This window comes from Bradyrhizobium cedriense, from assembly GCF_054602315.1.
In genome coordinates, this window is record NZ_JBTSWB010000002.1 from 79,863 (window position 1) to 93,370 (window position 13,508).

Genomic DNA, 13,508 nt, shown 5'->3' on the forward strand with positions numbered 1-13,508 from the left:
CTTCAATTCTCCCCGCCGAGGCCGAGCTCACTGAGGATGGCGTCGTTGTGCTCGCCGACATCGGGCACCGGGTCCATCCGCGGCGAGACGCGGGGCAGGGTGAGCGCGGGCAGGAAGCTCATCACCGGGCCGCTGGGCGAGCCCACCGTCTGCACCCGCCCGCGGGCGTGCAACTGCTCGTGCTTCAGGAAGGCCTCGACCGAGTTCAGGTGGGCGTTGGCGATCGCGGCCTCGTCGAGCAGCCGCAGCACCTCCTCGCCGGTCATGGCGGCAAAGCGCTGCTCGATATGCGCCTGCAGATCGTCGCGGTTCTGCATGCGCAGCGGATTGGTGCGGAAGCGCGGATGGTCGGCGAAGCCGGCATCGCCGAGCACGATGCGGCACAGCGAGCGCCATTCCCGGTCGTTCTGGATGCCGAAGAAGATGGTGTTGCCGTCGCCGACGCGAAACGGCCCGTAGGGCGCGATGGTCGCGTGCTTTGCGCCGGTGCGCGGCAGCGGCCGGCCCGTGCTCTCGGTGTAGAAGGCGGGATAGCTCATCCAGTCCGTGATGGAATCGAACAGCGAAGCCTGGAAGGCCGTGCCCTTGCCGGTGCGCTCGCGGGCGTACAGCGCCATCAGCACGCCGTTGAGGATGTACATGCCGGTGGCGATGTCGACCACGGAAAGCCCGACCTTGGCGGGCTCCGCCTCGGTGCCGTTGATCGCGAGCACGCCGGCCTCGCACTGCACCAGGAGATCATAGGCCTTCTTGTTGCTGTAGGGCCCGCCGGTGCCGTAGCCCGAGACGTCGCAGGCGATGAGGCGCGGAAATTTGCGCAGCAGCGACGCCGCATCGAGGCCGAGCCGCTCCGCCGCGCCGGGCGCGAGATTCTGGATGAACACGTCCGCTTTTGGCAGCAGGGCGTCGAGCACCTTGCGGCCCTCGGGGCTCTTGATGTCGATGGCGAGGCTTTCCTTGGAGCGGTTGGTCCAGACGAACTGGCTCGACATGCCGTTCATCACGTGATCGTAGTCCCGGCAGAAATCGCCCGCGCCCGGCCGCTCGATCTTGATCACCCGCGCGCCCCAATCCGCCAGGTGCCGGCTGGCGAGCGGCGCCGCGATCGCCTGCTCCAGCGAGACCACCGTCACGCCCGATAGCGGCAGCTCCGCCTCATTCCCCACCATGCGATCGCCTCCATTCCCAACGCTTTTGATCAGCGCAGGAGACAGGCCGGCCACCTCACGCGCATCTTTTGATCGTGCCATCATGCCCCTGTTTTGCCCGACAAGTCAAATTCGACTTCGAAAAATCCTAAAAAGTGAAATCAGCAGCGATTGCCGTGACTTGGCTACTGTGCATGGGGTTGTTTTCGCAGTTTTCACATTCGTCGCTGCCACGGGACCTCTTGCCGGTGGGGCTCTATGAAAGCTGTCCCTGCGGCCATCCTTCGAGACGCCCGCCTTTGGCGGGCCCTCAGGATGAGGACACGAGTGCGCGGCAGCAGTTCCACCGGGCACCGATGCCACCTAGCCTCATCCTGAGGAGACCGCGAAGCGGTCGTCTCGAAGGACGAGGCGCGCGCTCAGGTCCTGCCAAGAACTCAGATGCGATGTCCCAGCGATTGCGGGGGAGAACTCGGCCACCGCCCTGTTGCCGAGACCGCACACGTCGCGGCTTTCGCATCTGCCCTCGTTGCCAACGCACCGCCGTTCACCCACTATTCCCCTGACTCATCATGTGGGGGAATCAATGCCGGCGTTGCGCTTCAAAACATCCTTGGCCGCTGCAACCCTCGGGTTGGCCTTGGCCGTCCTGGCCCTGCCGCGCGCCGGTTTCGCCTACACCCAGGAGGAGCAGCAGGCCTGCTCCCCCGATGCGATGCGGCTGTGCAGCGAGTTCGTGCCGAACGTCGATGCCATCACCGCCTGCATGATCAAGAAGAAGGCACAGCTCTCGCCGCAGTGCCGGGTGTTCTTCCGCTCCGGGCCGGAGCGCAGCGAGGTCCGCGCCGGCAAGCCGACCAACATCGCGCCGAAGGCCACGAAGAAGAGCACCAAGTCGACGCCGAAGAAGAAATCCAGCGAAGGCTGAGCCCAGGCGGCCGCGTTTCCGTCTTGAAGCTCCGTCGCGCCGGACGTCCCACATCGTGGGCCCGGCTCGCCGTGGGCGGCGATATCAGCTTCGCGCCAGCCACCGGACTCGTTTTGTTCGCCCAGCGCAGCGCAAACCCGGGGCAAATGCAGCCGGGCGCGGTCGAAAAGAGGCGTTGCAAGGTTTGCCCGGCAAGGTTGCATTCCTTACGGTGCCGTCGCCGCTCAAAAAACGCACGATTGCAGGCGCGCAAAGCGCTTTGCTGCGGTTCGTGTGTGACGTCACACCGCCCACTGTGACTCAAAAGCCAGTGCGCCCCGTTATTTCATGGCTTTTGCGCGGCTCTCGATAAATTTATCTTTCACGAATCAGCGCGCTGATTCATTTTCGCGGCCTGGGGTCAATCTGGAGGCCGAAGGTATGAACGTTATTGTTTTTGCATCGCGTAAAGGCGGCTCGGGCAAGAGTACCCTGGCTGCACATCTTGCCGCGCAGATCAAGGCAAGCAAGCAAGTCATGCTCGTGGACGCGGACCCGCAGGGCTCGCTCACGCTGTGGCACAAATTGCGCGGCACCAACGAGCCGCCGATCAAGTCTGCCGTGAACTCGGTCAGCGGCATCGTCTCCGCTGCCAAGCGCGACGGCTATGAATGGGTGTTGATCGACACGCCGCCGAACCTGTCGGCCGTCGTCGACGACGCGATCCGCAACGCCACGATGGTGATCATTCCGGCGCGTCCCGGCGTGTTCGACGTCAACGCGGTGCAGGAAACCATCCAGATGTGCCGCGCCGCGCGCAAGCCCTACGCGGTCGTGCTCAACGGTGCGCCGGCGCGCCGTGACGAAGCCGAAAGCCCGATCGTCACCATCGCCCGCGAAGCGCTGGCGAAATTCCGTGCTCCGGTGTGGGGCGGCCAGATCACCAACCGTTCCGACCTGCTGATGGCGCTGAGCCACGGCGAAGGCGCGCGCGAGTATCAGGCCGAGAGCCGTGCGGCTCAGGAAATTGCAAGGCTGTGGGCGGCGATCGAGCGTTCGGTGAAGGCTATTCGCGGCACGGCGTCGGCTTCCGGCGCAATGCACAAGCAGGCGGCTTGATTTTTCATTGTTCATTCCCCGGACGAAGAACGCGCGGACAAGCCGCGCGTTTTGCGTTTCTGGACCCGGTGGAGACGAGCTACGCCACCATCAGCATGTAGAACACGATGACCGGCGACAGGGTCAGGATCACCGACCAGATGCCGACGGCCCAGAGAATGTCCTCGGTGGTAAAGCCTTGCTGTCCGGCGTCGTAATGCGACGCCATATCATTCTGACTACTCACAAACGCCCCCGCGATTTCTTCGCTTATGGGCGTCAGGGATATCAGGGATGTTTTAAGATCCGGATCGCAGCTGCCAGTGCATTTTGAACACAGGTGCTACTACGGATTAACCATCCCGCGCTCCCGTCCGTCAGCCGACCAGCCAGACGCGAAACAGCAGCACCGGCATCAGGCCGAGCATCACCGCCCAGAACCCGAACGACGACACCACCAGAATTCCCTGCAAGAGATCGGCAGGCGCGAATTGCCGCGCGGCCGTCGGCCGGATGCGATGCCCCATGGTCATTCCCCCCTTTGAAGGTGTTGAACGACGACGATAGGCGCGATCGCGTAAACGAGCCGTGGATGCGCCATGCGGCAACGGCGAAGGCCGTTCGTGCGCGGTTAACCACCCCTCCTCTTACCCTCTCCCCTTGCGGGAGAGGGTGGCTCGCCGCGGAGCGGCGAGACGGGTGAGGGGTCTCTCTCCACGCACGCACTTTTTGCCGCGTGGATAGACACCCCTCATCCGGCGCTTCGCGCCACCTTCTCCCGCAAGGGGAGAAGGGACGGCAGAGAGCGCGTTGAGAGAAGCCGCTACGCCGCGACTTTCGTCCGCCGCTCGATCTCGCGATCGATCGCCGCCGCGAGCTCGCTGCTCACTTCCACCATCGGCAGGCGCACCTCGGGACTGTCGATCAGGCCCGTCCGCCACAGCCAGTACTTTGCCGGCGCAGGGCTCGGCTCGGTGAACAGCAGCCGCGTCAGGTCGGCGACCTCCTGCCAGCGCGCCTGCGCCGCGTCGTGGTTGCCGCGCCTCAGCTCGGCACGGACGGCCGCAAAGGTCGCGGTCTCGACATGGGCCGACAGCACGATGCCGCCGTCGGCGCCGTCGGTGAGTGCTTCGAAGTAATTCGCGTCCTCGCCGGTCAGCACGCGAAAGTCCTTCGGACGGTCGCGCAGCAGCGCGATCGACTGCTCGCGGCTGGCGCCGCAATCCTTCAGGCCGACGATGTTCCTGTGCTCGGCGAGCCGCAGCATGGTCTGGTTGGTGATGTTGACCGCGCAGCGATAGGGAATGTTGTAGAGCGCGATCGGCCATGCCGCGTGATCGGCGAGCGCCTCGAAATGCGCCAGCAGCCCGCGCTGCGACGGCCGCACGTAATAGGGGCTGGCGATCAGATAGCCGTCGATTGGCCAGTCCGCGGTCTCGTCGAGACGCTCCATCAGGCGCGAGGTGTCCGCGCCCGAGAGTCCGAGGCAGATCGGCAAGGTGCGGCCGCTGGCCGCCATCTCGTCGCGCACCACGGCGACGAGCCGTTCGAGCTCGGCCTCGCGCAGTGTCATGCCTTCGCCCGAGGTCGCCCCCAGGATGTAGCCGTCGACGCCGCTCGCGCCGTAGTGCCGCGTCAGCCGCCGCAGCGACCTCTCGTCCAGCGCGCCGCCCTGAAACGGCGTCACCAGCGGCAGCCACAGTCCACACAAATGATCTTCAAGTCCGGTCATGTTTCCATCTCCTTCTCGGGAAAAAAGCCTGAGACGGAGGGCACATGAAAAAACCCCGTCCAGGCGGCGGGGTTTTCGGGATTTGCAGCGATGACGAAGTCAACTAGTGCGCGCAAAAATCCGAGGTCCCCGAATGGGGGCCTTTTTTCGAATTGGCTGCGCACGACTTCGTGATCATTTGTAAATGATGCGGGGTAGGCCTGGAACTGTCAATACACGCGGAGGGCGAAGGCTCATACTGCAGAAAAAAAGCCGGACCCGAAGGGCCCGGCTTAGGTATTGGCCACGTGAGGCCGACACAATCACCTTCCAAGAGGGATTACTGAACTCTCGCGCCACTGGAGGAGGGGGACAAATGCGCAACGCGAAGGCTCAGCGTGCAAACATTATGAGCTTGCCGAGCCTCATGCAGCAACAGCCGAGGCCGCATGTCAGTCATGCGGAAATCAGGACGGCCAGCGCTGCGCCTTGCTCACCACGAAGTCGCGGAACACCTGCACGCGCGCGACCGTCTTCAACTCCTCGGGATAGACGAAGTAGGTGTCGAGCTGGATCGAATCCGACTCGCCGAACAGCTGCACGAGTTTGTTCTGTTCCTCGACGAGATAATCCGGCAGCGCGGCGATGCCGAGCCCCTGCTGACAGGCGCGCACGAGACCGAGGATGTTGTTGACCTTGAAATAGGCTTCGCGCGGGCCGGAGCCGTTGCGACCGGCTTCGATCAGCCAGTTGCGGTTCTGCAGGTGCGGGGCGAAGCTGCCGTCGCTGAGCGTGATGATGCGGTGGGAGTCGAGCTCCTCCAGCGTGCGCGGCGTGCCGAAGCGCTTGATGTATTCCGGCGAGCAATAGGCGTGGAAGCCCATCGCGAACAGCTTGCGCTGGATCAGGTCCGGCTGCGTCGGCTTGCGCGTGCGGATCGCGACGTCGGCCTCGCGCATCGACAGATCGAGCTCCTCGTCGGTGACGATCAGCGAGATGCGGATCTCCGGATAGAGCGCGGTGAACTCGCCGAGCCGCGGGATCAGCCAGTTGATGCCGACGCCGGGCGTTGTGGTGATCTTGAGATCGCCGCTCGGCCGCTCGCGGCTGTCGGTCAGCTTGGCGCGCGCCGCCTGCAGCTGCATGAACACGTCATGCGCGGTGCGGAAGAGAAGGTCGCCCTGCTCGGTGAGGATCAGGCCGCGGGCATGGCGGTGGAACAGCGAGACCGAGAGCTCCTGCTCCAGCGCCGAGACCTGGCGCGACACTGCCGATTGCGACAGGCCGAGCTGCTCGCCCGCATGCGTGAAGCTGCCCGCTTCAGCCGCCGCGTGAAACACCTTCAGCTTGTCCCAATCCATATCCGTAAATCCGTCGCGTGTTCGAGGCATGATTCTATTCCGCTGCCGCGCGCTCGCTGGCGCGAAGGGCCAAGAAACGTTCGGCTTCGAGTGCGGCCATGCAGCCGAGGCCGGCGGCCGTCACGGCCTGGCGATAGGTTTCGTCGGCGACGTCGCCGGCGGCGAACAGGCCGGGCACCGAGGTGGCGGTCGAGTTCGGGGCGACCTCGACATAGCCCGACGGTTTGAGCTTGACCTGGTCCTTCACGAGTTCGGTCGCCGGCGCATGGCCGATGGCGATGAACACGCCGTCGGCCTTCACGTCCGTGAGCGCGCCGGTCTTGACGTTCTTGAGCCGGACATGGGTGACCTTGTTCGGGTTCTCGGTGCCGCAGATCTCGTCGACGGCGCAGTCCCAGATCACCTTGATCTTCGGGTGCCTGAACAGGCGTTCCTGCAGGATGCGCTCGGCACGGAAGTGATCGCGACGATGCACGATGGTGACCTGCGAGGCGTGATTGGTGAGGTACAGTGCTTCCTCGACCGCGGTGTTGCCGCCGCCGACCACGATCACGTCCTTGCCCCGGTAGAAGAAGCCGTCGCAGGTGGCGCAGGCCGATACGCCGCCCCCCTGGAACTTGGCTTCGGACGGCAGGCCAAGCCAGCGTGCTTGCGCGCCGGTGGCGAGGATCACGGTGTCGGCGAGATAAACGTCGCCGCTGTCGCAGGTAAGGCGGAATGGCCGCTGCGCCGTCTCCAGCCTGGTGACCAGGTCGGTGACGATCTTTGTGCCGACATGGACCGCCTGCTTCTCCATCTGCTCCATCAGCCAAGGGCCCTGGATCACGTCGGCGAAACCCGGATAGTTCTCGACGTCGGTGGTGATGGTGAGCTGGCCGCCGGGCTGAATGCCCTGGATCAGGATCGGCTCCAGCATCGCGCGTGCGGCGTAGATCGCCGCCGTATATCCGGCGGGGCCGGAGCCGATGATGACGACCTTTGCATGAACAGGACCGGACATTTCGATGGACGCCTTTCACGGGGGATTTGCAGCGCGGGCGCGGAACGTGCCGGGAGGCCTCGCGGAGGCGCTGAAATGTCAGAGCTAATCTAAGCCATCTGGTGAGCTATGCAAGAATTGCATTCCCTCTCGGCGGATTTTTCCAATGGGGAACAAAAGTCGATTGCGCTGCACGCGCAATAAAATTGCGCTGGGCGGGCGGACTGGGCTATGAGAATTCCGATAAACCACCCAATACCGCCGCCAAGGGCAGGAGTTCCAATCACGTGTCGCGGAACCTGGACGAGATCGACCTGAAAATTCTCGCCGAGATTCAGGCCGACGGTCGAATCACGAATGTCGAGCTGGCCAAACGCGTCGGCATCTCGCCGCCCCCCTGCCTCCGCCGTGTCCGGGCGCTGGAGGAGGAGGGCTATATCCACGGCTATCGGGGCCTGCTCGATGCCCGCAAGCTCGGCTTCGACGTCACCGTGTTCGCGGCCGTGCACCTGTCCAGCCAGGCCGAGGCGGACTTGCGTGCCTTCGAGGACTTCGTCCGCGCCGAGCCCCTGGTGCGGGAATGCTGGATGCTGTCGGGCGAGGTCGATTTCATCCTCAAATGCGTCGCCCCTGACATGGCGACCTTCCAGAATTTCGTCACGCATCTGACTGCCGCGCCACACGTCCGCAACGTGCGCACGTCGCTGGTGCTGCACAATTCGAAATACGAGGCAGCCGTGCCGCTGGATGTGAAGGGGCGGAGGTAAGTCGTCCTCCGTCATTGCGAGCGCAGCGAAGCAATCCAGACTGTGGCTGCGGAAAGATTCTGGATTGCTTCGCTACGCTCGCAATGACGGGTGGCGAGAATACGCGCTCCCCCACGCAAGTAACGGTCAGCAACAAAAAAGGCCGCGCAGTTGCGCGGCCCTTTGAACGGTCATGCGCAACGGCAAATTCCTACCGCCACTCTACCTTGGTGATCTCGTACGCCTTGGCGCCGCCGGGCGTGTTGACCTCGACGGAGGCGCCCTTCTTCTTGCCGATCAACGCGCGCGCGAGCGGCGAGGTGATGGAGATGCGGCCCTTCTTGGCGTCGGCCTCGACCTCGCCCACGATCTGCCACACCGTCTTCTTCTCGGTGTCCTCGTCGACCAGCGTCACGGTGGCGCCGAACTTGATGGTGTCGCCGGAGAGCTTGGAGATGTCGATGATGTCGGCGCGCGCGAGCTTGTCCTCGAGCTCGGCGATGCGGCCTTCATTGTGGGACTGCTCTTCCTTCGCGGCATGATATTCCGCGTTCTCCGACAGGTCTCCGTGCGAGCGCGCCTCCGCGATGTGCTCGATGATCCGCGGACGGTCCTCCGACTGACGCCTCTTCAATTCTTCCCCGAGCGCGACAAAGCCGGCCTGGGTCATCGGAACCTTTTCCATCTCTTCTCTCGTCCTTCAGCTGCGCGCCCTACGATCGAGAGGCGCGGCAACCTTGATTCGTCGGTATTCCCGGGCTGAACATGCGCCCTCCGGGATCTCATGTGCGTCTGGCGCCGGAACAGAACAACCACATGGCCGGACAGTTCCTCCGGCCATTGTGGTTCATTGCCAATCACTTAGCGGAAGCTTCGCCGCCGCTGGCGATCAGGTTTCCGAAAAGTAGCTCTGCAGGGTACGAACCTCAAGGTCCCCACCCAAATAGGCGCGGATCCCCTGCGCGGCCGCCACGGCCCCGGAAAGAGTGGTGTAATACGGCACTTTATGCAAGAGGGCCGCGCGCCGCAGCGAACGGCTGTCCGCCAGCGCCTGCGGGCCTTCGGTGGTGTTGAAGACGAGCTGGACGTCGCCATTGGTGATGGCGTCGACGATGTGCGGCCGCCCCTCCAGCACCTTGTTCACCTTCTCGGTCGGGATGCCCTGGTCGGTCAGGAAGCGCTGAGTGCCCGAGGTCGCCAGCACCTTGAAGCCGAGCGAATGCAGTTCGCGAACGGCCTCGGCGATGCGCGTCTTGTCGCTCTCGCGCACCGAGACGAACACCGTGCCCTTGCGCGGCACCCGCGTGCCTCCCCCGAGCTGGCTCTTGGCGAAGGCCACCGCGAACGAGCGGTCGATGCCCATGACCTCGCCGGTCGAGCGCATCTCGGGTCCGAGCACCGTGTCGACGCCGGGAAAGCGCGCGAACGGAAACACCGATTCCTTGACGCCGACGTGCTTGAGCTCGGCCTTCGTCAGCTTGAAATCGGCGAGCTTCTCGCCCGCCATGATGCGCGCCGCGATCTTGGCGACCGGCGTGCCGACCACCTTGGCGACGAACGGGACCGTGCGCGAAGCGCGCGGATTGACCTCGAGCACGTAGATCTCGCCGTCCTTGATGGCGTACTGCACGTTCATCAGGCCGACGACGTCGAGGCCGAGCGCGAGCTCGCGGGTCTGCCGTTCCAGCTCCGCGATCATCGCGGCATCGAGCGAGTGCGGCGGCAGCGAGCAGGCGCTGTCGCCGGAATGGATGCCGGCTTCCTCGATGTGCTCCATGATGCCGACGATGAAGGTATCCTTGCCGTCGCAGAGGCAGTCGACGTCGATCTCGGTCGCGTCCGACAGGTAGCGGTCGAACAGCAGCGGGTTCTTGCCGAGCACGGTGTTGATCTGCCCGGTCTTGTCGTTCGGATAGCGCGCCTTGACGTCGGCGGGCACCAGCTCCGGGAGGGTGCCGAGCAGGTAGTCGTTGAGCTGGTTCTCCTCGCGGATGATCTGCATGGCGCGGCCGCCGAGCACATAGGACGGGCGCACCACCAGCGGCAATCCGAGATCGGCCGAGACGAGCCTCGCCTGTTCCACCGAATAGGCGATGCCGTTCTTAGGCTGCTTCAGGCGGAGCTTGTCGAGCACGCGCTTGAAACGGTCGCGGTCCTCGGCAAGGTCGATGGCATCGGGCGAGGTGCCGAGGATCGGCACTTCGGCGGCTTCCAGCGCGCGCGCCAGCTTCAGCGGCGTCTGGCCGCCGAATTGCACGATCACGCCATGCAGCGTGCCCTTGCTGCGTTCCTTCGCGATGATCTCCAGCACGTCCTCGGCTGTGAGCGGCTCGAAATAGAGCCGGTCGGCGGTGTCGTAGTCGGTCGACACCGTCTCCGGATTGCAGTTGACCATGATGGATTCGTAGCCGGCGTCATGCAGCGCGAAGCAGGCGTGACAGCAGCAATAGTCGAACTCGATGCCCTGGCCGATGCGGTTGGGGCCGCCGCCCAGGATGATGACCTTCTTCTTGTCGGATGGCGTGCTCTCGTCCGCCGGTGCGCCGGCAAACGGCGCCTCATAGGTCGAATACATGTAGGCGGTCGGGGAGGCGAATTCGGCCGCGCAGGTGTCGATGCGCTTGTAGACGGGGCGAACGCCGAGCGCGTGGCGCTTCGCCGTCACCTCGGCTTCCGTCGTCTCGGCGAGCACCGCGAGGCGCGCGTCGGAGAAACCCATGGCCTTGAGCGTGCGCATGCCGAAGGCGTTGCCGGGCAGGCCGTTCTTCCTGACCTTCTCCTCCATGTCGACGATGCCGCGCATCTCGCCGAGGAACCACGGATCGATCTTGCAGGAGTTGAAGATGTCCTCGTTCGACCAGCCGAGCCGCATGGCCTGGGCGACCTGGAGCAGCCGGTTCGGCGTCGGCGTGCCGAGCGCGGCGCGGATCGCATTCTTGTCGTCGTCGCGGCCAAGTCCTTCGATCTCGATCTCGTCGAGGCCTGTCAATCCGGTCTCGAGCCCACGCAAGGCCTTTTGAAGGCTTTCCTGGAAGGTGCGGCCGATCGCCATGACTTCGCCGACCGACTTCATCGAGGTCGTCAGCGTGGTCGAGGCGCCCGGGAATTTCTCGAAGGCAAAACGCGGGACCTTGGTGACGACGTAATCGATCGTCGGCTCGAACGAGGCCGGCGTGGCGCCGCCGGTGATGTCGTTGGCGATCTCGTCGAGCGTGTAGCCGACCGCGAGCTTGGCGGCGACCTTGGCGATCGGAAAACCGGTGGCCTTCGAGGCGAGCGCGGAGGAGCGCGACACGCGCGGATTCATCTCGATGACGACCATGCGGCCGTCGTCGGGATTGACGCCGAACTGGACGTTGGAGCCGCCGGTCTCGACCCCGATCTCGCGCAGCACCGCCAGCGAGGCGTCGCGCATGATCTGGTATTCCTTGTCGGTCAGCGTCAGCGCCGGCGCCACGGTGATGGAATCGCCGGTGTGCACGCCCATCGGATCGAGGTTCTCGATCGAGCAGACGATGATGCAATTGTCGTTCTTGTCGCGCACCACCTCCATCTCGTACTCTTTCCAGCCGAGCACGGATTCCTCGATCAGCACTTCGTTGGTTGGAGACGCATCCAGGCCGCGTTCGATGATGTCGAGGAACTCTTCCTTGTTGTAGGCGATGCCGCCGCCGGTGCCGCCCATGGTGAAGGAGGGGCGGATGATCGCGGGCAGGCCGATCTCGGACAGCGCCATCATCGCCTGTCCGAGCGCATATTCCTGATAGCGCTTGCGGCGGTCGGCTTCGCCGAGAGTCCATTGCCGGTCGAGCTCTTCGAGCTCGGCGCCGGAGGCCTTCGCACGCGCGGCCTGATACTTCTCGCGGAAGGATTTCTTCAACTCGGAGGCATTGGCGAGCCGCGACTTCGGCGTCTCAAGCCCGATCTTGGTCATCGCCTCGCGGAACAGCTGGCGGTCCTCGGCCTTGTCGATCGCATCGGCCGTGGCGCCGATCATCTCGACGCCGAACTTCTCCAGCGTGCCTTGCCGGCGCAGCGACAATGCGCAGTTCAACGCGGTCTGTCCGCCCATGGTCGGCAGCAGCGCGAAGCCGCCGGGAATGACGTGTCGTTCCTTCTCGATGATCTTGGCGACGATCTCGGGCGTGATCGGCTCGATATAGGTCGCATCGGCCAACTCCGGATCGGTCATGATGGTGGCCGGGTTGGAATTGACGAGGACGATGCGGTAGCCCTCTTCCTTCAGCGTCTTCACCGCCTGCGTGCCCGAATAGTCGAACTCGCAGGCCTGGCCGATCACGATGGGACCGGCGCCGATGATCAGGATGGTCGAGATGTCGGTTCGTTTGGGCATCACCGCTCACGGGCTGGGATCTGGGCACAAAAAAAGGGCGCGCTTGCCGCGCGTCCCCATTTGGCGAGAGCGCGGGGTCTCCCTCGCGCGCGGGTGGGTCTTAGACCAGTTTTAGGGGCGGCGAAACCCCGAAAAATACCCATCAACTGGCAATTTTGACGGGAAAGGGGAGGCCCGCGTTGGCAAGGTCCGTCTTCGCTTCCGCTACGCGGACGCGCTTCGTCCCGATGGGTCCAGCATGGCTGCGCCACGCGTAGCCCCATAGGGGCGAAGCGTGGAGACCCGGCCTGGATTTGAACCAGGATGAAGAGCGATGCACCGCCCCCGCGTAGACACTTCCGCCACCGGGCCGCGGCGATCATGACCGATCGGGGTGCGACAGGCCACCTCGGCTGACCGTTATGCTTAACGAACCAGAGGCGGCCGCGCGATGAAGGTCATGCGCCAGCGATTATGGCCGATATTGCTGTGGGCGCGCTGGACAGCGAAGCCCGCCGCCTTCAGCTTGGCGGTGATCTCGTCCTCGCTGTAGCGCTGCAGCCCGATGCGCGTGCGCAGCTGGCGGTAATCCGACAGCGCGGTGCTGATCAGCCCGACCAGCGCGTCCTTCAGGAAGCCGTGGCGCAGTCCGAAGCTGAGAAGCGCCATGACATCCCTGACCATGCCGACATTGGGCTGGAGAATGTCGCCGAGCACCAGCTTGCCCGAGGGCTTCAGGATACGGCGGATGTTGAGGAGGGCGGCATCGAGCTCCTCCGGGGTCATGTATTGCGCGACCGAGTTCATCACCACGAGGTCGATCGACTGGTCCTGCATCTTGCGCACGTCTTCGAGGGAGCGCACGCGGATCCTGGTGTCCGGGGCAAACCGCGCGATCAGCCGGCCACGCACCCCCGGGGCGGGCTCGGCCAGAATCAGCTTGCCGCAGGCGGCCGCCACCTGGCTCGCCGACAGCGCTTCCCCGCAGGCATAGTCGAGCACCGTCGCATCGGGCGAAGGGATATAGCCGACGATGTCCCGCGCAATGATCTGGAAGTGCAAGTCGCGATGCAGCTTGCTGACATAGATCGTATGCGTGGAATCGTAATAATCGATCCAATCATCCATGGTATTCGAAGGTCCCGGCCAAGCGGTTCCGACGGAGGAACCGGCGCTGCCGCCTTGCGTTAGGGGTGCGACGGCGCGCCGTCAATGTCCGCGTCTA

12 protein-coding genes are annotated in these 13,508 nt (G+C 64.4%); 3 read left to right on the plus strand and 9 right to left on the minus strand.

From position 1 onward, the window contains the following. Nucleotides 1-2: 2 nt before the first annotated feature. On the minus strand, nt 3-1,169 hold the full coding sequence (locus ACYCVF_RS06690; protein WP_459599782.1) for a CaiB/BaiF CoA transferase family protein: 1,167 nt from the start codon (nt 1,167-1,169) through the stop codon (nt 3-5). A gap of 565 nt (nt 1,170-1,734) precedes the next feature. Here ACYCVF_RS06690 and ACYCVF_RS06695 point away from each other — a divergent pair. After that, a complete protein-coding gene (locus ACYCVF_RS06695; protein WP_459599780.1) occupies nt 1,735-2,076 on the plus strand; it encodes a hypothetical protein in 342 nt (113 codons plus the stop codon). Nucleotides 2,077-2,496: 420 nt separating this feature from the next. Continuing rightward, nucleotides 2,497-3,174 (plus strand): AAA family ATPase, encoded by a 678-nt coding sequence (locus tag ACYCVF_RS06700; RefSeq protein ID WP_459600845.1) that lies wholly within the window; start codon nt 2,497-2,499, stop codon nt 3,172-3,174. A 79-nt stretch (nt 3,175-3,253) separates the two neighbouring features. Here ACYCVF_RS06700 and ACYCVF_RS06705 read toward each other — a convergent pair whose 3' ends face one another. The 5 genes from ACYCVF_RS06705 to trxB all read right to left on the minus strand — a co-directional run bounded on the left by ACYCVF_RS06705 (nt 3,254) and on the right by trxB (nt 7,225). Beyond that, nucleotides 3,254-3,436: a hypothetical protein gene (locus tag ACYCVF_RS06705; protein WP_459600843.1), complete on the minus strand. Its 183-nt coding sequence runs from the start codon at nt 3,434-3,436 to the stop codon at nt 3,254-3,256. A gap of 94 nt (nt 3,437-3,530) precedes the next feature. After that, nucleotides 3,531-3,680 (minus strand): hypothetical protein, encoded by a 150-nt coding sequence (locus ACYCVF_RS06710; protein WP_167406957.1) that lies wholly within the window; start codon nt 3,678-3,680, stop codon nt 3,531-3,533. Nucleotides 3,681-3,976: 296 nt separating this feature from the next. Beyond that, nucleotides 3,977-4,885, minus strand: coding sequence for a 4-hydroxy-tetrahydrodipicolinate synthase family protein (locus ACYCVF_RS06715; protein WP_459599778.1), 909 nt, complete (start codon nt 4,883-4,885; stop codon nt 3,977-3,979). Between the two features lie 446 nt (nt 4,886-5,331). Further along, the gene (locus ACYCVF_RS06720) at nt 5,332-6,255 is read right to left on the minus strand and encodes a LysR family transcriptional regulator (RefSeq protein WP_028178742.1); all 924 of its coding nucleotides are present in this window, start codon (nt 6,253-6,255) and stop codon (nt 5,332-5,334) included. Between the two features lie 4 nt (nt 6,256-6,259). Next, a complete protein-coding gene (gene trxB, locus ACYCVF_RS06725) occupies nt 6,260-7,225 on the minus strand; it encodes a thioredoxin-disulfide reductase (RefSeq protein WP_459599775.1) in 966 nt (321 codons plus the stop codon). A gap of 266 nt (nt 7,226-7,491) precedes the next feature. Between trxB and ACYCVF_RS06730 the strand changes: the two genes are divergently transcribed. After that, a complete protein-coding gene (locus ACYCVF_RS06730) occupies nt 7,492-7,971 on the plus strand; it encodes an Lrp/AsnC family transcriptional regulator (protein ID WP_319339360.1) in 480 nt (159 codons plus the stop codon). Between the two features lie 190 nt (nt 7,972-8,161). Here the strand turns inward: ACYCVF_RS06730 and greA are convergent, their stop codons facing one another. The 3 genes from greA to ACYCVF_RS06745 form a co-directional block, all read right to left on the minus strand. After that, the gene (gene greA, locus ACYCVF_RS06735; RefSeq protein ID WP_024340382.1) at nt 8,162-8,635 is read right to left on the minus strand and encodes a transcription elongation factor GreA; all 474 of its coding nucleotides are present in this window, start codon (nt 8,633-8,635) and stop codon (nt 8,162-8,164) included. A 204-nt stretch (nt 8,636-8,839) separates the two neighbouring features. Further along, entirely contained in the window at nt 8,840-12,304 is a 3,465-nt protein-coding gene (carB, locus tag ACYCVF_RS06740; protein WP_459599772.1) for a carbamoyl-phosphate synthase large subunit, read from the minus strand. 405 nt (nt 12,305-12,709) lie between these two features. Continuing rightward, the gene (locus tag ACYCVF_RS06745; RefSeq protein WP_459599770.1) at nt 12,710-13,411 is read right to left on the minus strand and encodes a class I SAM-dependent methyltransferase; all 702 of its coding nucleotides are present in this window, start codon (nt 13,409-13,411) and stop codon (nt 12,710-12,712) included. Nucleotides 13,412-13,508: the final 97 nt, after the last annotated feature.